We start from the raw sequence: 21,594 nt of genomic DNA on the forward strand, positions 1-21,594 counted from the left end.
CGCCCATGCTGCAGTGAACGCGGCACCAGAGCCGGCGTATATTTTCGGGATAGAACATCATTTGCAGCACGGTGAAAACCAATTTTGGAAAGAAAACGGCAAAAACAGACTTGATGGCCTTGGCAAAAAAGCGGGAGTGATTCCCGCTTTTTTGTATGCCATTACATGGTGAAATCCCTTTCCTTTTTCAAACGCATGAGCGCTTTTTTATTTTTCCACAGCAGGATGACAAAGTTGCCCAGCCAGATCCATAAGAGAAAAGAAGGGAATCTTCGAAAAATAAGAAAGAGGGACAGCAGCAGGAATCCGGTTGCCGTTTGCAGGCTGTCTTCACTGCTGGTTGTTTTTTTGCCTTTTTTCACCACCTTCGCCAGGACATAAAAGCATGCAAGAATAACGGCATAAGTGAGGGATATGCGAAATTTGGTCAATGCGCTCCATACGCCGAAGCTTACGGCAAGGCCTTTTCCGCCGTTTCCTTTTAAAAAAGGGGAAAAGGCATGCCCGGCAATCGGCGCCAGGGCAATGGGAATCAATGCCTTATGCGATGGGGCCGCCCCGGATTTTATGATCAGCCAAACCGGAAGAAACCCTTTGCCGAAGTCACCCGCAATGCCAAGCAGCCCGTATTTGTAACCGGCTTTTTTCCAAAGGTTAGCTGCACCGGGATTTCCATCTTCAGTTTCGCGAATATTGATGTTCAATAACAGGCCGATCCAGTAAGAAAACATCAGCGAACCCGAAAGAAAACAAAGTGCTGACAATAAAAAAGTCATTTGTTTTGCCCCCTTCCCACATCAATGTATCTGCCTTTCCAAAGCACTTTTTTACGAAAATGGGACTGATAAAGGGAATACAGGATGATGGTCAGGAAAAAAATCATGGATAAAAAGTGAAACAAAGGTTGCAGGATGCCAAAGTTTCCCGCATGCCGGTTAAAATAATAGATTTGGGCGGCATACAGCAAATAGCCTGCCACAAAGTAAGGGATGCCGGAAAAGCAGCCGAGCTCGGATATGAGCAGGCCAAGAATCCAGAAAACGACAGCCGCAATTGTAAAAGGATGGATGGCTGATGTGCTTAACACCGCCCCTTTTGCAAATCCTTGCAACTCCTGCCTGAAACCGCCGGGATACATGCGGAAGAAGACGAGCCCGCTTCCGGTAAAATTGGTGACCGGAATGCCGGCCTGTTGAAAACGGGCGCCTAAGTTCAGATCGTCCAGCATTTCAGCGCGGATATTCCCATGCCCGCCAATTTTGTCATAATCTTCTTTTGATACACAAATACAGGCACCGTAAAGCCCTTTTTGCCGGTTGAAGCGTTCAAACGGCGAGGTGAATGAGAAAATCCCGAGCAGGTTCAGAACCATTGCCAGTTTCTCATAAAATTTTTCAGTATGGTGGTATGGAATGACAGAGACGGCGCCCCCCTGCTGTTTGTGTGCTGTGACGAGGGAGCTGATGGCATGTTTAGCAAGGCGGGTGTCGGCATCGAGAAAAATAAGCAGATCCCCTGTGGATTTCACGTAACCGTTCCAGACGGCCCACGTTTTTCCGGTCCAGCCATCCGGAAGATCAGGCGCAGAAACGACGGTGACGCCGAATTTTTCTGCTGTTTCTTTTGTCCTGTCCTCGGAGTGGTCATCCACCACAATGATTTCACCGGGTTTGGTTGTTTGCCTGTTTAAAGAATGCAACAGGGCAGGCAGGGTGTTTTCTTCATTTCTTGCCGGAATAATAACGGATATCTTTTCCCGCCCGGCTGTGCCGGTTGCTTGCGGTAAAGGGCGCTTGCGGAAAAGGACGAATCCCGCCAGCAGGCCGCATAACATAAACCCGTATAAAATGGCAGGCATTTTCACCACTTCCTGTTCTGCTGTATAGATTTGAACTCCATTTTGGTTAAGTTGTATGGCAAAACAGTTAAGATCAATTTTGTACTTCTATTTTACATCAGGGTGTCCCGGAAGGAAAAAGTTAGCATTGCCGGACTGCAGAGATGATGGTTTTGCATCTGCCCCTCCCGTCCCGGGGGAACAAGCGGATGGCATTTGGCAAAAAAATTGGTGTGGCTGCCACGAGCGTTTGTCCTTTAAAATAAAACTGAAAAATAAGAAAAGATTGGGTGCTGGCCCGGATGGAGCTCGACCCTGCAAAAATGAGGCTGTTATATGGTTTCTTTGATTTTTATTTAAAACTGAATGAAAAAGAGGAGGCGGAAGTAATGGAAAACATTAAAATGCTGGACCCGGACGAAGCAGAGCAAGTATTGAAGCTGCCGAATTCCTACTTTGACCGCGGGTATAGGAAGGGAAAAGAGGAAGGAAGAGAAGAAGGAAGAAAAGAAGAAAGAAAGGAATTGTTACGAACGATTCCATCAGCCATCAAAATGTTGCAGGAGGGTATGGATCTTCAATTCATTGTGGAAAAAACCGGCTTGAGCCGGACAGAAGTGGAAAAAACAAAACAGCAGCTGAAAAATTTATAAGAAAAAAAAGATTTTCACCGGACATCTGGTTGCCGGTGCTTTTTATAACGCAAAACTTTCTAAAAATACAGCCGTTAAAATTTCGTGCAAAATGTATTATAATTTTAAATAGAATAAAAAGGGGTGAGAAAATGGAGGAAAGAGTTACAAAGGCAGTTCAGGATTACTATCCCGATTCATTTGCTACTTGTTACGGCTGCGGGCGGCTGAATGAAAAAGGCCATCATTTCCGCACAGGCTGGCAGGGGGACAAAACCATCACGATTTATACGCCGCTTCCTGAATATATGGGGGGAATCCCGGGGTTTGCCTACGGCGGGATCGTAGCATCGCTGATTGACTGCCATAGCGCGGGCTCCGCCTCCCTGTATGTGCTCCGGAAAAACGGCAACGAACTTGGCGACGGAACAGAGCCGCCGCGGTTTGTAACCGGCACATTAAAAGTGGAACCTGAATCCGTGACGAAAATATAACAAACGCCGTTAATAGGTAGATTTCCCAAGAGTAAGGATATAGTGGTGTCCGACTATTCGATAAATGCACTTTTAGTGATTCAGTATGTAAAAATTTCCCTGTTTCATTCGTTTTTGTGCACGCCAAATAAACCTGCAAATTTCCATTTTTTGCAAGTTTTCGTTTTTTATTTCTTTTTTCCTAGTAGTCTATTGATCGGGATGTTTAGTAAAAGGCTTGATACAAACGAGTAAAGACCGGTAACCATTTGTTGGTCTCCGCGACTTTTAATTTCCATTGCCGGCCACGGAAAACCAGCTTTGAGGCCAGTGTGATCATATTCTGGATGACGGTTCGGATTCTTCTTCTTGTTGTTTTCTTTTTCAATGGCGTATCTTGTTTTTTCAAGCTTTCTTGTCCAATCAAGCGAAGCAGGTTATACGCAAATACACCGAAATGGAGCACAAGGCCATTCGTTTCATATTTGCCTGACGGCAGCCGTTCGAGATCCAGTTCTGATTTAATTTCACTATGGAACTGTTCGCAAGTGCCATGGTTATGATAAAGAGAGATCACCACATGAGGCGGCACTTCAAGGTCCGTCCAGTAGGTTTCAAATTCATACTCGGGAATTAAAAAAATTTGTCCGTCTCTTGAGATGGTTCTTTCGGTCACTTTAAAAACTTTTCGGATGCTTCGCTCCTGGTCCTTAATTTGAATGGTTTCGGGGATGGATCCAAGGTAAACCTTCTTTCCTTCCCGTTCTTCACAACAGATCCCATATTTTCGGGCAATGTACAGCCAGTCCTCAGCTTTTTCCTTACGGGGATTGCGTTTGATAATAAAGCTTGCATGGTTTTCTAGGAGAATAATGAGATTATCCCGGCTGTCATTTCCGGAATCAAGCCTGAAAAGCAATGGCTGATCTGTTAGTTTCCGGGCAGATTGAATGGTTTCCTGGATGAAATTTGGTGTACCTTTTTGGCAGTGGACACTTCCCTTTCGCATCTCAACATGCAGGCAGTAACCTTCCTGTCCCATGTAAGCGAACATAGGGGCATAACCGTCACAGCCTTTATAGGTTCTTTCTACCCCTTCTTTTTTTGTCTTGGAGTTATCGAAAGGGGAGACATCCAGATCAACCGGGATATACGGTTTGTCTTTGGCGTAAACCGGGCTGATTTCCGCATTTGTATGGCGAATCAGATCCAGCGATTCTTCGTGCAAGATCGTTTTCCATTTTTCCACCAAGGCGGCCTGGTCCAATCGTTGCCTGAGAGTCGGGCTGGAAGGAACCCTCTGGATATCCAAAGCCAGTGCAAAAAAAGCATCATCACGGAAGGTTTCAATATTGTCATAATCACTTTTTCCCTGGCAAAGCAAGCCGATATAAGATTTAGCCACATCGCCATTGGAGCAAGCCGGATACCGGGAGATATCCGGGAGTTTATAGGCATTCAACCTGGAAACTAAATTCGTTAGATTTAGTAAATTTCCTACTATCGCTAAGCCAGCTTGGGCAACAATTCGTTCTTTTGTGGGTTCTATCACAAACTTTTTCATGAGATCACCTGAATGTGGAATGAATTTAATTTGTCTGATATACCAATTATACTAAATTTTATGCGATTTGTTTGCCTTTAACCGGAAATTTCGTCACGGATTCAGGTGGAATATAAGCACCCAACCCCGCTCGGTGTGCCGCTTAAGGCAATCGGAACCGTTACCGAAATTCATCCGAAAAAGTACCGGATCGACACAGAAGTATTTGCGGAAGATAAAGTGGTCGTAACAGGGGAAGTCATCATGGTCATGATGCCGGAAAAATTCAGGGAGACAGTAAAACAAAAGTAAAGCCTGGCGCGGCATCGGCCCAGGAAAGATACCCATACATGACACCGCGCGGCGGTCATGATGCCAGCTTCAAGCCGACCGCTGCGCCTAAAATCATCGTAATAAAAACAATTCTCCGCCAGTCTCTCGATTCTCCGAAAAATAACATACCGACAATTGCGCCCCCTGCTGCGCCGATGCCTGTCCAGACGGCGTAGGCCGTGCCCATCGGCAGCGTCCGCATCGCAAATGACATAAACAAAAAACTCCCGCTGAAAGCAAGCACCATGAGCAGCATAGACTGCAGATTGCGGCGGCGGTTTACCATATTCATGGCGGCTACGCCGAGCATTTCGCATAACCCTGCAATGAGTAAAGAAGCCCAAGCCATCAAGAATCAGCCTCCCCGCTGCTTTTTTCATTTTCCACCATCCTCAAGCCAACAATGCCCGCCAGCAGAATGAGAATCAAAATGATTTTTATCAAACTAAACGGTTCGCCGAAAAATACGATTCCGGAGAAAACCGTTCCGGCTGTGCCAAGCCCGACAAAAACGGCATACACCGTTCCGACCGGCAAATTCTTGCTTGCCGCAATGAGTGCGTAAAAGCTGGCGGTAATGGCAATCAGCGTACCCATCCATTCCAGCAAGTTATCTGCATGTTTCAACCCGATGACCCAAAAGACTTCGAAAAAAGCCCCAACGAGCACAATGAGCCAGGATTTATTCATTTCAAACACCTCCCATAAAAAATCCCGGCGAGCTGCGCAAAAAGCATCCCCCGGGTTTTGATCCCTCTGTACCATGGCAAAAACGTGATCCTTCATCTTTGTCAGCCGAAAAGAAACGCATGTACATAATCATATGTATTTTTCGCCAGCAGCAAAAATGTGACGGCAATGAACAGGGCGCGCACATAGCTGCTCCCCTTTTTAATCGCAAACCGCGAGCCGATGATGGAACCGGCGATTTGCCCGAGGCCCATCGGAATCCCATAGGCATAATGGACCTGCCCTAAAAAGATAAACATAAGGAGGGCCGAAATATTGCTGCCAAAATTTAAAAACTTCGCGTTCCCGGCTGCTTTTAAAAAGTCAAACCCGATCATGAGGTAGGCAAACATTAAAAAGGAACCGGTGCCCGGGCCGAGAAATCCGTCGTAAAAACCGATCAGAAAAATGAGCGCTGTAAACAAAATCAGCCGGCTGGCGGATAACTTTTTATACGCCATGATTTTTCCCCAGTCTTTCTTCGTCACCGTATAGATGCCGACTGCGGCAAGCATGATCAGCATCAATGGTTTTAATACATCCGGATCAATCAGATGGACGGTGTACGCGCCGAGCATCGAACCGAAAAACGTGAGCGGAAACATTTTATAAATGGAAGATAGATCCAGTTTTCCGGAACGGTAAAATACAAATGTGCTTGTAAATGATCCCATTGTTCCCGCAAGTTTGTTGGTGGCAACCGCTGCAGACGGCGAAAGCCCGGTAAACAGCAGGGCAGGCAGGGCAATCAGGCCGCCCCCGCCGACAACAGAATCAATAAAAGCTGCACAAAACCCAAAACCGACCAACAGTGCCAACATGGATGGATCAAGCCCGAATATCATTAAATCAGCCTTCCTTTTTTATCACTGTTGTTATCGTAGCGAAAAATTTAAAAATTGTAAATATCTTTCCGCCCCGGGCATGTGCAAATTTTGCCAATGGATGGAATAAGGGGGCTTCCATGTTGCCTTAGAGCCCTTGCCAAAATGCTATATCCCCTGAAACTGTAAGCAGTCAGACAATTAAAGGTCGTTGATTTATTCCACTAAAGAAAAAAGACGTTTGTAGGAACATTATGACAAATGTAAAAATAAATTGTGAGTTTTTGATTTTAATGGGGTAAATTTATTTATTATAAGTGTCTAAATTTTTCCATTTTAGTCGGGTTTCAATAGATTAGGCTACTCATTCCTGTGGAAAATATTGTAAAACGGAAAAGGATGATTTTTTTTGAAAAAAAAGAGCCATGAAAGCCACTCCTTTGCTAAGATATAAGTACGAGCAAATATCCAGGGAGTGATTTCATGACTATTTCTATTCTAACACAAACCAGAGACTTTTCAATACAACAAAATTTGATTCCCCACAATTGGCAAGACTATGCCGATATACCATTTGTCATTCCAGCCATGTGTTTCCCTTGGGAGATTTTTAAGCCGATTGAACGAGAATACTACACCCTTTTATATTTGCACCTAAAAAATGAAAGAGCACATGATCATTCTAATGAAATACAACCGGCACTATTTCCAATAACGGAGGAAGAAGACAAGTCTGCGTCTTCATTATTTCATCTCCCTTCCACTGGGAGAAAACCGCATCCTTTCATGCCCTTTTTTCGTGCTTTTGAACTGGCCTCTTTACAGTATATTGAAGTGATGGTGGAGAGTGTCTATTTGCAAGTGAAATCAAACCCGCTATTTGCCACCATGTGTGGATTTACGGAGAAAATTCCGAGCTATCGTTCCTTTGCTCGTTTTGATCAAATCATGACAACAAATGGTCTTTGGGAAAAAGCCCGGCTATTGGTTGTTGAATATAATAAAGGGGAAGGCGTGGTTGAAACGAATGAGGAAGCAGCCGCCGTGGATACATCGCATATAGAGGCAGAAGCAACCTTGAATAAAACAAGGAAGACGTGTTCTTGTGAGGGTAATTGCGATTGCCCCAGAGTCCTTACGGACGACAATGTAGGGGTAATGCGTAAAAGTAATGCAGTCTCCTATATTGCGCATAAATTATCAATGGTATGCGGGGTGAGATCCGGTTTGCCTTTGACGCGGGAAGTATTTAAAGGAAATACACCCGATGGGAAAACATTAGAACCGACATTGGAGACGTTTAAGGCAGAGCACCCCGAGATGGCTGAGCAGTTGAGCTTTATCTTGGCAGATGGAATCTACCAAACGCCGGAAAATCAAAAAGTGACAAAGGATGTATTACAGGCGAAATTGGTGGCACCGATCAATCCACGGAACCGTAAAGATAAACCAACTACCGCCCGAGGGATTGAAAAAATCAACCGGTACGGCACTCCCATCTGTATCAGTGGACATAAAATGGAACTTAGAGGATCTGATCGGGAAAAGGGGCAATATATTTACACTTGTCCTGTATTTCATCCAAATGCCAAGCAAGAAGGTCTCACCTGCCCGCTAGCGAATCACGCGGAATGTTGTAATGGGGCAGCACAAGGAAGAGTATTTAGGATAGACTTTGATCAAACGCCTCAAGTAGATGTCGAGTTGCCTCAACATGGGCGCACATTTGAAGTGTTATATAGTGCCAGAACGATCATCGAACGAATCTTTGGCATTTTAAAAGACGGATACAGTCTCCGTCGTGTTCACAAGCGTGGGAAACAGGCAGTTGAAGCTCATGTAGATCGATGCATGATATCTATGCATATCATGGCAAATATGGCGTACCATCAGACAGGAAAGGCCAATTGTGGATGGACACGCAATCGGCTGCAAAGAGCAAATTAAGTTATTCACAGGTGGATATGTGAATAACTCAAATGAACGTTTTCTTTCCACAAAGGGTAGTGAAAAAAACCATTTTGTGAAGGCGGGATACGTATGCCCTTTTTTTGAAGAAAAATGACCGTTTTACTTCTATTGAATTAAAAATCTGGATGTAAATTGAAAATCTGGATGAAAAGGCAAAAAAAAATCGGGATAATTAATTTTCCAGAGCCTCGCTCAAGGGTATATTTTTATTTTGGCAGAGGCTCTTACGATTATGCTGTCCGCATCAACAGAAAAATAAAATACGGTGCGCCGAGGATTGAAATGACAATCCCGACCGGCAGTTCCATTGAAGGCATCACGACTCTCCCGACTGTATCGGCCAGCAGCAAAATGTTTGCGCCAATCAGCGCCGTTAAAGGCAGGGAAAATTCATGCTTTGTCCCCATGATCCCGCGGGCAATGTGGGGCGCGATCAGGCCGAGAAACGTAATGCCGCCCCCGACCGCTACACAGCACCCGGCCAGCCCGACCGCGGTCCCGAGAAGTTTCAGCCTTTCTTTTTCAAGCGGCACCCCGAGCCCTGTGATGACCGGCTCTTCCAGGCGCATAATATTCAAGTAACGGGCTTTGTATACCGCAAATGGAAGCAGAACAACCATCCAGGCCAAAGTGACAAGGACATAATCCCAGTTTGTCGCCCAAATGCTTCCAGATATCCAGGTCAGCGTTTTTGTGAAATCCTGGGGGTCCATTTTCATTTGCAGGACTGTTGTTGCCGCATTAAAAGCCGCATTTAAACCAATCCCTGTCAGGACAAGACGAGCGGGCGCCACGCTTCCGCCTTTTTTGGCAAGCAAATAGACAAGGACCGCCGAAAAAAAGGCGCCGGTTAATGCAAAAAACGGCATGACAAAAACAGAAACTACCCCGGAAAGAAAGGCCGTGCCTTTAAAAAAGAATGTATATAATACTACGGAAAAGCTTGCCCCTGCATTCACGCCGATTATGCCGGGATCTGCAAGCGGGTTTCTGGAAATGCTCTGGAGAATGCCGCCTGAAACGGCAATTCCGGCGCCAATTAGCATCGCGAGCACGATCCGGGGCAGACGGAATTCAAACAGGGTCATCCGCTGGTTGCCAACATCACTGCCGAAAAAGGCAGACCATATTTGCGGGAACGGAATATTCATTGTGCCTGTCCGGATGCTGGCAAAAAAGAGGACGGCCAGCAAAACAAGCAGGACAGCGCAAAGCATGCTGAATTTCCGTTTGCCGGTTGAAAGGTTTCCCACTATAATCCGCCCCCTTCTTTTCGTGCCAAATAGAGAAAGAACGGGACGCCGATGATTGCAGTCACTGCGCCTACCGGTGTTTCAAAAGGGGCGTTGATCATTTTTGCGGCATCATCGGCAATGATCAACAAAAGGGCGCCGAGAATCGCCGAACAAGGGATGATCAGGCTGTAATCCGACCCGACAAGGAAGCGGGTAATGTGCGGGATGACCAATCCGACAAACCCGATCATCCCGGCAATGGATACGGCCGCCCCTGTCAGCAAAAGAACTGCCACAATGCCTGCTATATAAACAAATACCGTGTTCTGGCCGAGCCCTTTTGCGATTTCTTCCCCGAGGCTTAAAATGGTGACGGCGCGCGAGATGGCAACGGCGATGATGATGCCAGCAATGATGGCCGGAATGACATATTTGAGCTGGCTGGATTGCACACCGCTCACGCCGCCTGCATACCAGTAGCTCAAATCTTTTGATATGTTGAAACGAAGCCCGATCGCCGTAGATAAGGCGCTAAGCAGAGAAGTAACGGCCGATCCGGCAAGCGCCAGCTTCACAGTGGTGTTCCCGCCCCTGGATAAAGCTGTGATTGAAAAAACGAGGGCCGCCCCCAAACCGGCTCCGGCAAAAGATACGAAAATCAGGCTCCGGTAAGAAATGCCCGGAAAAAAAGCATAGGCAATCGCCATAAGAAAAAGGGATCCTGAGGTTACCCCCAAAATAGACGGGGATGCGAGCGGATTTCGCGTCATTCCCTGCATGACCGAACCGGAAACGGCCAGCCCGGCACCGACGCATAAAGCGGCAATGGCACGCGGCAGCCGCAATTCATGGATAATGAAATGGGCCGGGTTGTTTGCATCATAAAAAAACAAACTTTTCCATACCGTTGTATAGTTGATATTCGATGCACCCAATTGAATGGAACCTGCGACGGCAAGAATGATAAAAATCCACCCGAAGCCGAGGATAAAATAAGCCAGTCGTTTTTTATACGGTTGATCCTGCCCGCGGTGTGCCGCTTTACTTGTGTGCGGTTTTGCCATCCCAGACTTCCTTCCTTCTCTTTCGATACGGTTAAAAAATTTTTTGTTCAAAAAGAAAAAAGATTGACAGAATGAAAAATTTTCGCTTTAATTGATGTTGATAATCATTATCATTTATCTGTCTACAATATTTTATCATAATGCCAGGGGGATGAAAATGTCTTACAATCTAAAATTAAAAAAGATTTTCCAAATATGCGGGATTGTCTTTCTGTCCGTTGCCCTCGCTGCCTGCGGGAACGGCCAGGCCGGAAATGGGAACGGAAACAAGCCTGCCGGCGGGGCGAAAACCCGGACGGTAACAGACGCAGTGGGGCATCAAGTAAAAGTGCCGGCCCATCCGAAACGCGTCATTGCGACTTATTTGGAAGACCATCTTGTTGCGCTCGGGGTGAAGCCTGTCGCACAATGGAGTGTCAGCAACGGCATTCAGGAATATTTGCAGGACGATTTACTGAAAGGGGTGCCGGCGATTTCTTACGACCTGCCCTATGAACAAGTGCAAAAATTCAAGCCGGATTTAATCCTGATTGATGATGCCGGCATGGTGGAAGGCGGGAAGTATGAACAATACAGCAAAATCGCTCCAACCTTTGTCGTGAGCAAAAAGCAAAACAGTGACTGGAGAAAAGAACTGCTTACTGTCGGGAAAGTGTTGAACAAAGAAGCAAAGGCAAAACAAGTGCTCGCAGATTATGAAAAGACAGCCAAGAAAGCAAAAGAACAACTGGCGAAAAACGGAAAATCTCCTTCTGCCGCTGCAATCTGGCTTGTGAACAATAAATTTTTTATCGTATCGAAAAATGTATCAAGCGGGGACGTCCTGTACAATGATTTGGGCTTGAAGGTGCCGGCTGTTGTAAATGAAATCTCTGCAAAAGCAACCAGTAACTGGAATGCCATCTCGCTTGAAAAATTAACCGAGCTGGATGCAGACTATATTTTCCTGATTAACAGCGATAAAACCCGCGCAACAGAGCTGGACAATGCATTATGGAAAAGCATTCCTGCCGTCAAGAAACACCATGTGGCTGAGTTTTCCGCTGATACCGGCTGGCTTTACTCCGGCGCGATTGCAAACAAAGAGATGATCCAGGATGTGTTAAAAACGATCAAATAATTATTTTCACGGCCTGCCGTCCATGTTGCATGGACGGCTTTGGCTGCGGAAAGAACATATTGATGTTTCCAAACCCGGCATCATGCGGATACGGGGGAAGAACACCCTTATTCCAACTGGAAAGGCCCAAAAAAGGAGAGCCTTTCTTCCAGAAAAGATTTGCAAAATTTCAAAAGCACAGGAAGGGTAGCAGGAAATGCTTAAATTGCGGAAAAACCTGGAGATTGCCGGTGAAAAATCGATTTGACACCCATTTAAAAACCTTATAGAATAAAAATGATATTAAGAATCATTTTCATTTAATGATAGATTCATAGGAGGAACTGAGATGCCAAAGCTTTGTGCAGAAAATTTAAAAGTTGCCTATGGAGATCATGAAATTATTAAAAACTTAAATTTAAATATACCAGCCGGAAAAATGACGGCGATCATCGGCCCGAACGGATGCGGCAAATCCACTTTGCTGAAGGCATTGGCGCGCATTCTCTTTCCGAAAAACGGGTCCGTTTATTTGGATGGAAAAGAACTGGCAAGACAATCAACAAAGAAAATTGCGCAAAAGCTTGCGATTTTGCCCCAGTCTCCGAGTGTGCCGGAAGGACTGACGGTTTCGGAACTTGTATCTTATGGCAGGTACCCGCACCAAAAAAGGTTTGGAAAGCTGAATCGTGAAGATTGGAAAGCCATTCACCGGGCCCTTGAAATGACCGGGACGGAAGAATTGAAAGACCGTCCTGTGGATGCGCTTTCGGGCGGGCAACGGCAGCGGGTCTGGATTGCGCTCGCACTTGCGCAGGATACCGAAATGATTTTACTGGATGAGCCGACAACCTATCTGGACCTGTCCCATCAGCTGGAAGTGCTGGAACTCTTGCAGGAGCTGAACAGAATGGAGCACCGCACGATCGTGATGGTGCTGCACGATTTAAACCAGGCCGCCCGTTTTGCGGACCATATCGTTGCCATGAAAGATGGCGAAATCCTTTACGAGGGCAGCCCCGAAGCTGTGGTGACAGCGGAAATGATGCGGGAATGTTTCGGATTGGATGCCCAAATTGCGCTTGATCCGAGGTGCAAAAAACCGGTTTGCCTTTCCTATGATTTGATTAAACCGTATAAAGAAGTACGCGCACAAATGGCGTAGCCACTTTTTTTATGAGCGGGATTGGAGGATCTTGGCATTGGACCATGAAATCTACGATGTAACCATTATTGGCGGCGGGCCGATTGGCTTGTTTACGGCGTTTTACAGCGGCATGCGGAAATTAAAGACGAAAGTGCTGGAGTCTAGCGGCCAGCTGGGCGGAAAAATCTCGATGTTTTATCCGGAAAAAACATTGCGGGATATTGGCGGGATCCGGAAAATAACAGGCGGGGATCTTGTGAAGGAACTGATCCGGCAGGCGGAAACTTTTTCGCCAACGATCCTTTTTCATCAGCATGTATCCGGTTTAAAGCGGCGCCCGGACGGCATTTTGATGTTAAGCACGGAAAACGGCGGCCTTCACCTGACCAAAACGGTTATCCTCACCGTCGGGGCGGGCATTTTCAAACCGATTAAGCTTGATATTCCGGGGGCAGAGCGCTATGAATCCGGCAATCTCCATTATGCCGTCGACGACTTGAATCGCTTCCGCAACAAGCGGGTGCTGATTTCCGGCGGCGGGAATGCGGCAGTTGACTGGGCAAACGAACTGGCCGCGATCGCCGAAAGCATTACGATCGTCCACAGGCGGGAAGCATTCAGCGGGCATGAATCCGATGTGTCCGAAATGGTGAAAAATGCACGCCTTTTTATCCCTTACTGCATTTCAGCCCTGCACGGGACTGGCAACAGGATCGAACGCGTTGCGGTGAAACACGCCGGGACGGGCGAAGAAATATGGCTTGAAGCCGATGAAGTTGTCGTGAACCACGGCATTCAGGGCGATTATGGCGGCATTTTAAACTGGGGCCTTAAAATGAAAGACGAGCGGATCGAGGTCAATGGCGCGATGGAAACGAATATACCTGGGATCTTCGCGGCAGGGGATGCGGCAACCTACCCGCACAAATTAAAATTGATTGCCGGGGGGTTTGCGGAAGGCCCGGTTGCTTTAAACAGCGCCGTCCGCTATATGTGCCCGGATGCAGAACCGATGGCCATGTATTCCACGCACCACGAAGATTTTGCAGATGAAAACGGCCGCGAAAAAGAAACACAGGCACGCTGAAAAAGGCCAAACAAATCATAAGGACGTTGGGTTGTGCTTCAACGTCTTTTTTGTATGCACTGAAAAGCAAAATGTGCATGCGCTTAAAACCCGTGCCCACCTTTTCTGTCCGCACATGGCGGTAACTGGACTGGAAAGGCGGATATATGGCCCGCCATCTATTTTTTAACGGCTTTCCGAAAGAAGTCTCCCATCCTCAAGGAATGTAAAGGTGCGAATAGCACCAATGAGTAGGTGGGAGATGAATTTCGGTTGGCTTTAGCCAAAGTTATTTTTCCAATCCTTTTCTCAACAATTCTAAGATTGCGGCTGTTCTAGTTGGAATCCCATTTTCTTTTTGATATTGCTCCAATTTTTCTAATATCGTCTTAGGCATACGAATTTCTACACGTTCTTTCTCTTCTCTCATGATTATCACCTCATATTGATTGTACGGATTTTTTACGATATAATCAATATATACGAAATTTTTCCGCACAAAGTGAGGTGAATTGATATGGCCAAGCAAAACAAAGCTTTCAAGTTTCGTTTGTTACCAAACAAAGAACAATCCGCATTATTAGCTAAGACATTTGGTTGTGTTCGCTTTGTCTACAATAAGATGTTAGCTGAACGCAAAGAAACGTATGAAAAGTTCAAGGATGATAAAGAATTGCTTAAAAAGCAAAAGTTTCCGACTCCTGCAAAATATAAAAGTGAATTTCCATTCCTAAAAGAAGTGGATTCTTTAGCTTTGGCAAATGCACAAATGAACTTACAGACTGCTTATAAGAATTTCTTTGAAGGAAATGCGGATTTTCCAAAGTTCAAAAATCGTAAAGCAAAACAATCCTATACAACTAATATGGTCAACGGAAATATTAAGCTAGAAAATGGTCATATCAAACTGCCAAAAATCAAAAAGCCAATAAAAATGAAACAGCATAGAGAGATACCTGCTGATTATAAAATCAAATCTTGCACTATTTCTAAAACAAAGACAGGCAAATACTACATTTCAATTTTGACAGAATATGAGAAAGATATTCGTCCAGTTAACATACAGAAAGTTGTTGGTTTGGATTTTGCTATGGATGGTCTATATGTCGAGAGTGAACAGGGTAAGAAAGCCAATTACCCACGTTACTATCGGCAAGCCTTAGATAAATTAGCAAAAGCACAACGAATTCTTTCTCGAAGAAAGAAAGGTTCTGCACGTTGGAACAAGCAACGACTAGTAGTGGCTAAATTACATGAGAAAGTGGCGAACCAACGCATGAATTTTCTTCATCATAAGTCAAAAGAATTAGCTTCTAACTTTGATGCTGTCGTGATTGAGGACTTGAACATGAAAGGGATGTCTCAAGCGCTTCACTTTGGGAAAAGCGTTCACGACAACGGTTGGGGTATGTTCACTACTTTCTTAGCGTATAAGCTAAAAGAACAAGGGAAACAACTTGTGAAAATTGATAAGTGGTTTCCCTCCACTAAGAAGTGTTCATGTTGCGGCAAGGAAAAAGAAATGCCATTATCTGAACGTGTATATAAATGTTCTTGCGGCTTTGTATTAGATCGCGATCACAATTCAGCAATCAATATCAAAAATGAGGGATTACGCTTATTAGCGTTATCATAAGTAACAAAACTCTTGGAACAAGAGGGTTAGCTCGGTCAGTTTTCGTTGGCTAGTAAAAGCAACGATAAGTCGAGAAGCCCCCACTTCAATCAAACCGTAAGGTTGATAAGTGGTGGGTAGTTCACATTCGCACCGCACCACTAAAAGGGTTGCGTAAGATTGTATTTCCTTTTTGTGTTTTTTCAGGTCTTCAAAGTCATGAAGCGGAGGGGCCGGGGCAGAATCATCTTTTGAAAAACCAATGGCTCCTAAAATCTTTTTGCCGCTTGCCGATTCCGCGCTGTCAACGCCGCTCAGGGAAAACGCGTTGATGTCTTTATCCCCTGCCCCCCTTTCCCCTGCCCCCATGTTTTGATGGACGAATTTCTGCACGTCTTTATTGATTTCTGGATGAAATGGAAAAAGAAAGGGCATCCTATTTTTGGAAAAGAAACAGAACGGGGTGGAAAGGTGAAACGCATCATCATTATACTGCTCAGTACCGGCATGATGTTGCTTTTGGCCGGGCTTATGGTCTATTTTATTATAAAGCATGATACATTGCGCTGGGGAATTGCGGCCGGCGGGATTGTGTTAAGTGCGCTGCCGCTCGGCTTATTATTTTTAAAACATAACCGGATCAATACGCCCTCGATTATTGGCTGGTATATTTTCGTGATTTGCTCCATCTGCCTCGGTTCGATCGCCGGATTTTACGGGCGTTTTTCGTGGTGGGACACGTCCGTTCACTTTTATAAGGGCATTTTTACAGCTTGTATCGGCGTTACGCTGTATAAAATACTGGTTCCGGAGGCGGCAAGGCGGGGCATGTCGCGCTTGATTCCCGCATTGTTTGCCCTCGGGCTTGCGATAACAGGGAGCGTTCTTTGGGAAATGTATGAATTTATCGGGGATGTGATTGCCTCCCATACGATGCAGCGCGGCGGCAATACCGATACAATGGTGGACTTATTGGCCGGATTTTTTGGCGGGATGCTGATCGCGGTATATACTGGATTCAGGAAACAAAATGTATAAGAAGAAGGAAAGTGTGAATATGGACCGGAAAATTGTGTTTGGAATCAGCTTGGTTTATGTACTGTGGATGGCTGTTTTGTGCGCCATGCAATATACGGCCGGCGCGTCTTGGAAGGCTGCGGTCGCGCTTGGCGGGGTGATCTGCGGCGCAATTCCGCTTATCCTTTCGTGGATTCCGCGCCTCCGGTTCCACCTGCCCCTTGTTATTTCTTATTTTCTTTTTTTAACCGGCTCCCAATATTTTGGATCGATCCGCGGCTGGTACGGCTTAGGTTGGTGGGACACCTTTTTGCATTTTGTGAGCGGCGTCCTTCTCGGATTTGCTGCTATCGCACTTTATGAACGGCTGGTGCGCCGGGATGCGGGCAAGGGGGTCTCCGCCTGGTTTGTATTTTTGTTTGTGCTTGGGTTTGCCGCGCTTGGCGGTGTGCTGTGGGAGATCTATGAATTCTCGGGCGATCAATTCTTTGGCACCACTTTGCAGGGCGGCGGGAACAAGGATACCATGACCGATTTAATTGCAGATGTGCTCGGCGGCCTGGTTGTGGCAACGGGTTCCGGGATACGGACGAAACGGAAGTAAGAAACAAAAACCAAAAAATTTTACCCCACCGGAAGGCTTTTGGTGTATAATTCAACAATGGGCGAGTACGGAAGCATTCGAATCTTTGTTGAAAGTGAGTGATCCCAGTGGGACGCAAATGGAATAATATTAAAGATAAAAAAGCAGCAAGGGATGCTAATACAAGCCGCATTTATGCGAAATTCGGCCGCGAAATCTATGTTGCTGCGAAACAGGGTGTGCCGGATCCGGTGGCAAACAGCGCATTAAAAATGGTGCTCGAGCGCGCCAAAACATACAGCGTGCCGAAAGCGATCATTGACCGCGCGATTGAAAAAGCAAAAGGCGGGGCCGATGAAAACTATGACGAGCTGCGTTACGAAGGCTTTGGCCCGGGCGGCTCGATGATCATTGTCGATACGTTGACGAACAATGTCAACCGGACCGCATCCGAAGTGCGCGCCGCTTTCGGGAAAAACGGCGGCAATATGGGGGTGAGCGGTTCAGTAGCGTATATGTTTGATAAAACGGCAGTTTTTGGCATTGAAGGGAAAACAGCAGATGAAGTGCTGGAGCTTTTGCTTGAGGCTGATATTGACGTCCGCGATGTCTTTGAAGAAGACGGCGCCGTCATTGTCTACGCGGAGCCGGACCAGTTTCACGCGGTTCAGGAAGCTTTTGAAAATGCCGGCATTACGGAATTTACCGTTGCTGAATTGACAATGTTGCCGCAAAACGAAGTCACATTGCCGGATGAGGACCGGGAGAAATTCGAAAAACTGATTGAAGTGCTGGAAGATTTGGAAGATGTCCAGCAAGTTTACCATAATGTCAATTTTGGCGATTAAGATGGACGGCGGGACAATCCCGCCTTTTTCGTATAAGCCAATTTCTTTGAAAGCAAGGCTGAGCACATTTTCCGGCAAACACGTGAATTTTGTCACATACAGAACCCGTATCAATAGACGCAAGAAAACTGAACCGGTATAATAATAATACAATTCATTGTACATAATAGAGGGGATATTCTGTGAGCGAACATCCGAATATACATGTGGGCGGTCTTCAATTTGAATGGGAATTGGACAAAGGCAGATTCATTTTTGAAGGGGAAGATGCAGTCCTTTTCTGGATTCCGACTGTGATGCGCGATCTGTTTACTACAATTGAAGAAATATCCGGGGAAGAAGCATCCAATGTTGTCTTTGAGACAGCGGGTTTCCGCCAAGGATTGCTCGTTGCCGATTATTTTAATAAAATCAAAGATTTCGATGTGAAAAAGGCATCTGAACTCATTACCACTACTTACGCATCAGCGGGCTGGGGACGAGCCGTGATGAAAGACATGGACTTTGATCAGAAGACATTGACGATTGAGCTGAAAGACAGCTGGGAGCATAAAATCAATGCGGCCCAGGGGAAGAAAACGGGCAGCAATTTTCTGCCTGCCCACTATGCTGGTGTTTTTACCGGGTTGCTCCATACAAATATATGGTATAAAGTCGTCCGGTATCAGATCGAAGGCCATGACTCCACGATCATTGAGTATTTCCCATCGGATATCACGGTGTCACATAATATTCACCAGCTGGCGCGGAAAAAGGAAGCCGAGCAGATCATTCAGCTGGAGGCGCTCGTCGAAGATAAGACGCGGGAACTGAAAGAGCTCGTCAAGCAGCTGTCATCACCGATTATTCCGATTTTGGACGGCATTGTCGTCGTGCCGTTAATCGGGAAATATGACGATGAACGTGCCGAAGAACTGATAGAAAAAACGTTGAAAAATTTGCCGCAGTACAAAGCAAAGTATTTGGTGCTTGATTTAACGGCGCTCGATGTGGAAGACGATCCGCACAGCATCCAGTTTATTGAAAATATCGGAAAGGCATCTTCCTTAATTGGCACGCAGACGATCCTTGTCGGTATATCGCCGTCCATGAGCATGACAATTTCTTCTTCCGGGCTTGATTTCAGCCAGTTTGACTGCTTCCAGACGTTGCAGCACAGCATCCACTATGCGCTCGGACAATTGGGGAGGAAAATACTCTGATTGGCAAGGCCCGCCAATCATCTGTTTCAAAAAGCGGAGAAATGGTTCCCCGCTTTTTGTATTTTCGGGCTTGTTGAACAATTTTGGTTTACATTTGGCTTCTGTTTCTTTGCACGTTTTATAAAGTTCGGCGAGTGATCAGCGTCCTTTTTGTTATTCAGCAACCCTCTTTCATACCGGAAAAAGGGCAACTCCCGTTATTTCTACATATACTGGCGAAATTCGGCTTATTTTTTTCTTGAAATTTTCAAATGATTGTTTATACTTAAATTAACATACTAACCGGTTAGTCAACGGGGAGGGGATGGATCATATGGATTTTGATTACTCACCAAAAGTGAAGGCACTGATTTCAAAGCTTGAGCGTTTTATGGAAGAAAACGTATATCCGGGTGAAAAGCTCTTTGAGGAACAACTGAATGCACAGGAAACACGGTGGGCTGCCGTTCCGCCGATTATGGAAGAATTGAAGGCAAAAGCAAAGCAGGAAGGGCTTTGGAATTTGTTTTTGCCGGACAGGGAATACGGGGCAGGGCTTTCAAACCTTGAGTATGCGCCGCTTTGCGAAATCATGGGAAGGTCCATTATTGCCCCCGAAGTATTCAACTGCAACGCGCCCGATACCGGGAATATGGAAGTGCTTGCCCGGTACGGGAGTGATGAGCAGAAGGAAAAATGGCTGAAACCGCTTTTAAATGGCGATATCCGCTCGTGTTTTTCCATGACGGAGCCGGATACTGCTTCGAGTGATGCAACCAATATTTCATGCAGCATTGTACGCGACGGCGATGAATACATTGTGAACGGGCGGAAATGGTGGTCATCAGGCGCCGGCGATCCGAGGTGCAAAATTGCGATTGTCATGGGAAAAACCAATCCGGATGCACCGCGGCACGAACAGCAGTCTATGATTCTCGTACCGCTCGATACACCCGGTGTGAAGATTGAGCGGATGCTCCCGGTTTTCGGTTATGATGATGCCCCGCACGGCCATGCGGAAATTACGTACGAAAACGTGCGGGTGCCGGCTGAAAATATGATTTGGGGGGAAGGAAAAGGGTTTGCGATTGCGCAAGGGCGGCTCGGGCCGGGCAGAATCCATCACTGTATGCGGCTGATTGGGGCTGCGGAGCGTGCGCTTGAACTTTTATGCAAGCGCATACAAAACCGTGTGCCGTTTGGAAAGCCGCTCGCAGAACAGGGCGTCATCCGCCAGTGGGTGGCTGAGTCGCGCATTGAAATCGAGCAGGCGCGGCTTCTGACATTGAAAGCAGCGTATATGATGGACACGGTTGGCAATAAAGCGGCGAAAAAAGAAATTGCGATGATTAAAGCAGTGGCCCCGCGGATGGCGCTCGCTGTGATCGACCGCGCCATCCAGGCGTTCGGTGCAGCCGGCGTTTCGGACGATTTTCCGCTCGCCCGGCTGTGGGCCAACGCGCGCACATTGCGGCTTGCAGACGGCCCGGATGAAGTCCACCTCGACCAGATTGCAAGGCTTGAGATGAAACCGTACCAGGAAAGGGGATTAGCCGATGAACGTGTTAGAACTGTTTAGTTTAAAAGGAAAAACCGCCATCGTGACAGGCGGCGGCAGGGGGCTCGGTGAACAAATTGCGCGGGCTTTTGCAGAAGCGGGGGCGGATGTCGTGCTCTGCTCCAGAAAAAAAGCGGCATGCGAAGAAGCGGCTGCACGCATCGAATCGCTCGGCGTGAAAGCGCTCTCATTGGAGTGTGACATTACAAACCGCGCCCGGGTTGATGAAGTGGTTGCGGAAACCGTAAAACAGTTTGGCAAAATCGACATCCTCGTCAATAATTCCGGCGCGACCTGGGGGGCGCCTGCCGAGGATATGCCGGTTGAGGCGTGGGAAAAAGTGATCAGCACGAATGTGACCGGCACTTTCCATATGAGCCAGGCAGCCGGAAAAGCCATGATCAAGCAGGGGCACGGCAAGATTATCAATATTGCTTCCATTGCCGGGCTTGGCGGCGTCGATCCGCGCATCATGGATACGATCGGTTACAACACAAGCAAAGGGGCGGTCATCACGTTTACAAAAGATCTCGCTGCCAAATGGGGCAGGTACGGCATCCATGTGAACGCGATTGCGCCGGGCTTTTTCCCGACAAAAATGGCCAAAGTGATCATCGAACGCGGCAAAAACCCAATATTGGAAGCAACGCCGCTCGGCCGGTTCGGCAATGACCAGGATTTAAAAGGTGCAGCTGTTTTTTTGGCATCGGCAGCCTCGGACTACGTGACGGGGGATGTGCTGCTCGTTGATGGCGGCATGCACGTGCTTTAAAACCGGCAAGCCGGGCGGGTGGATGATGGTTAAGCAGTCCATTTGGCAATAAAAACAAGGGGGATTT

General features: G+C 46.6%; 21 protein-coding genes and 3 pseudogenes. 14 read left to right on the top strand and 10 right to left on the bottom strand.

What is annotated here, in order from left to right:
• Positions 1–161: 161 nt before the first annotated feature.
• The gene (locus NSU00_RS01385; RefSeq protein ID WP_019721073.1) at positions 162–776 is read right to left on the bottom strand and encodes a glycerol-3-phosphate acyltransferase; all 615 of its coding nucleotides are present in this window, start codon (positions 774–776) and stop codon (positions 162–164) included.
• On the bottom strand, positions 773–1,858 hold the full coding sequence (locus NSU00_RS01390) for a glycosyltransferase (RefSeq protein ID WP_340703253.1): 1,086 nt from the start codon (positions 1,856–1,858) through the stop codon (positions 773–775). Before NSU00_RS01390 ends, NSU00_RS01385 begins: the two co-directional genes overlap by 4 nt.
• A 269-nt stretch (positions 1,859–2,127) precedes the next feature.
• Between NSU00_RS01390 and NSU00_RS01395 the strand changes: the two are divergent.
• A pseudogene (locus tag NSU00_RS01395) lies at positions 2,128–2,490 on the top strand (DUF4351 domain-containing protein); the annotation flags it as partial.
• A gap of 131 nt (positions 2,491–2,621) precedes the next feature.
• Positions 2,622–2,939: pseudogene (locus NSU00_RS01400) on the top strand (PaaI family thioesterase); the annotation flags it as partial.
• Positions 2,940–3,168: 229 nt separating this feature from the next.
• On the opposite strand, the gene NSU00_RS01405 reads toward NSU00_RS01400, so the two are convergent.
• Entirely contained in the window at positions 3,169–4,506 is a 1,338-nt protein-coding gene (locus NSU00_RS01405; protein WP_340703254.1) for an IS1380 family transposase, read from the bottom strand.
• 102 nt (positions 4,507–4,608) lie between these two features.
• Between NSU00_RS01405 and NSU00_RS01410 the strand changes: the two are divergent.
• A pseudogene (locus tag NSU00_RS01410) lies at positions 4,609–4,797 on the top strand (PaaI family thioesterase); the annotation flags it as partial.
• 55 nt (positions 4,798–4,852) lie between these two features.
• Here NSU00_RS01410 and NSU00_RS01415 read toward each other — a convergent pair.
• The 3 genes from NSU00_RS01415 to NSU00_RS01425 all read right to left on the bottom strand — a co-directional run bounded on the left by NSU00_RS01415 (position 4,853) and on the right by NSU00_RS01425 (position 6,392).
• The gene (locus NSU00_RS01415) at positions 4,853–5,167 is read right to left on the bottom strand and encodes a DMT family transporter (protein ID WP_013858185.1); all 315 of its coding nucleotides are present in this window, start codon (positions 5,165–5,167) and stop codon (positions 4,853–4,855) included.
• On the bottom strand, positions 5,167–5,508 hold the full coding sequence (locus tag NSU00_RS01420) for a DMT family transporter (RefSeq protein ID WP_013858186.1): 342 nt from the start codon (positions 5,506–5,508) through the stop codon (positions 5,167–5,169). Before NSU00_RS01420 ends, NSU00_RS01415 begins: the two co-directional genes overlap by 1 nt.
• Before the next feature lie 101 nt (positions 5,509–5,609).
• On the bottom strand, positions 5,610–6,392 hold the full coding sequence (locus NSU00_RS01425; protein ID WP_017554321.1) for a TSUP family transporter: 783 nt from the start codon (positions 6,390–6,392) through the stop codon (positions 5,610–5,612).
• A 462-nt stretch (positions 6,393–6,854) separates the two neighbouring features.
• Between NSU00_RS01425 and NSU00_RS01430 the strand changes: the two genes are divergently transcribed.
• Positions 6,855–8,318: a transposase gene (locus NSU00_RS01430; protein WP_340703256.1), complete on the top strand. Its 1,464-nt coding sequence runs from the start codon at positions 6,855–6,857 to the stop codon at positions 8,316–8,318.
• 254 nt (positions 8,319–8,572) lie between these two features.
• Here the strand turns inward: NSU00_RS01430 and NSU00_RS01435 are convergent, their stop codons facing one another.
• Positions 8,573–9,595 carry a FecCD family ABC transporter permease gene (locus NSU00_RS01435; RefSeq protein WP_340703257.1) on the bottom strand — a complete coding sequence of 341 codons (1,023 nt, stop codon included), beginning with the start codon at positions 9,593–9,595 and terminating at the stop codon, positions 8,573–8,575.
• Complete coding sequence (locus NSU00_RS01440; RefSeq protein ID WP_340703258.1) at positions 9,595–10,641, bottom strand: FecCD family ABC transporter permease; 1,047 nt, start codon at positions 10,639–10,641, stop codon at positions 9,595–9,597. The genes NSU00_RS01435 and NSU00_RS01440 overlap by 1 nt, the downstream gene beginning before the upstream one ends.
• 157 nt (positions 10,642–10,798) lie before the next feature.
• Between NSU00_RS01440 and NSU00_RS01445 the strand changes: the two genes are divergently transcribed.
• The 3 genes from NSU00_RS01445 (at position 10,799) to NSU00_RS01455 (ending at position 13,974) form a co-directional block, all read left to right on the top strand.
• A complete protein-coding gene (locus NSU00_RS01445) occupies positions 10,799–11,761 on the top strand; it encodes an ABC transporter substrate-binding protein (protein ID WP_029142568.1) in 963 nt (320 codons plus the stop codon).
• 328 nt (positions 11,762–12,089) lie between these two features.
• Positions 12,090–12,905 (top strand): ABC transporter ATP-binding protein, encoded by an 816-nt coding sequence (locus tag NSU00_RS01450; protein ID WP_014096376.1) that lies wholly within the window; start codon positions 12,090–12,092, stop codon positions 12,903–12,905.
• A 31-nt stretch (positions 12,906–12,936) separates the two neighbouring features.
• Positions 12,937–13,974, top strand: coding sequence for an NAD(P)/FAD-dependent oxidoreductase (locus NSU00_RS01455; protein WP_340703259.1), 1,038 nt, complete (start codon positions 12,937–12,939; stop codon positions 13,972–13,974).
• A gap of 268 nt (positions 13,975–14,242) precedes the next feature.
• On the opposite strand, the gene NSU00_RS01460 is transcribed toward NSU00_RS01455, so the two are convergent.
• The gene (locus NSU00_RS01460) at positions 14,243–14,383 is read right to left on the bottom strand and encodes a ribbon-helix-helix protein, CopG family (protein ID WP_003352379.1); all 141 of its coding nucleotides are present in this window, start codon (positions 14,381–14,383) and stop codon (positions 14,243–14,245) included.
• 87 nt (positions 14,384–14,470) lie between these two features.
• On the opposite strand from NSU00_RS01460, the gene NSU00_RS01465 reads away from it, so the two are divergent.
• On the top strand, positions 14,471–15,589 hold the full coding sequence (locus tag NSU00_RS01465; RefSeq protein WP_014096213.1) for an RNA-guided endonuclease InsQ/TnpB family protein: 1,119 nt from the start codon (positions 14,471–14,473) through the stop codon (positions 15,587–15,589).
• Here NSU00_RS01465 and NSU00_RS01470 read toward each other — a convergent pair.
• Complete coding sequence (locus NSU00_RS01470; RefSeq protein WP_340703260.1) at positions 15,584–15,961, bottom strand: hypothetical protein; 378 nt, start codon at positions 15,959–15,961, stop codon at positions 15,584–15,586. The genes NSU00_RS01465 and NSU00_RS01470 overlap by 6 nt on opposite strands.
• A 78-nt stretch (positions 15,962–16,039) precedes the next feature.
• On the opposite strand from NSU00_RS01470, the gene NSU00_RS01475 reads away from it, so the two are divergent.
• The 6 genes from NSU00_RS01475 to NSU00_RS01500 all read left to right on the top strand — a co-directional run bounded on the left by NSU00_RS01475 (position 16,040) and on the right by NSU00_RS01500 (position 21,527).
• Entirely contained in the window at positions 16,040–16,606 is a 567-nt protein-coding gene (locus NSU00_RS01475; RefSeq protein WP_315957893.1) for a membrane-spanning protein, read from the top strand.
• A 19-nt stretch (positions 16,607–16,625) separates the two neighbouring features.
• On the top strand, positions 16,626–17,189 hold the full coding sequence (locus tag NSU00_RS01480; RefSeq protein WP_371836357.1) for a hypothetical protein: 564 nt from the start codon (positions 16,626–16,628) through the stop codon (positions 17,187–17,189).
• A gap of 107 nt (positions 17,190–17,296) precedes the next feature.
• A complete protein-coding gene (locus tag NSU00_RS01485) occupies positions 17,297–18,016 on the top strand; it encodes a YebC/PmpR family DNA-binding transcriptional regulator (RefSeq protein ID WP_041818638.1) in 720 nt (239 codons plus the stop codon).
• A 182-nt stretch (positions 18,017–18,198) separates the two neighbouring features.
• Entirely contained in the window at positions 18,199–19,218 is a 1,020-nt protein-coding gene (locus NSU00_RS01490) for an STAS domain-containing protein (protein ID WP_041818641.1), read from the top strand.
• Positions 19,219–19,531: 313 nt separating this feature from the next.
• Complete coding sequence (locus tag NSU00_RS01495; RefSeq protein ID WP_315957897.1) at positions 19,532–20,776, top strand: acyl-CoA dehydrogenase; 1,245 nt, start codon at positions 19,532–19,534, stop codon at positions 20,774–20,776.
• Entirely contained in the window at positions 20,754–21,527 is a 774-nt protein-coding gene (locus NSU00_RS01500) for an SDR family oxidoreductase (RefSeq protein ID WP_340703261.1), read from the top strand. The genes NSU00_RS01495 and NSU00_RS01500 overlap by 23 nt, the downstream gene beginning before the upstream one ends.
• Positions 21,528–21,594 lie beyond the last annotated feature (67 nt).

The sequence above is a fragment of the Weizmannia sp. FSL W8-0401 genome, assembly GCF_038009125.1.
GTDB classification, from domain to species: domain Bacteria; phylum Bacillota; class Bacilli; order Bacillales; family Bacillaceae_C; genus Weizmannia; species Weizmannia coagulans.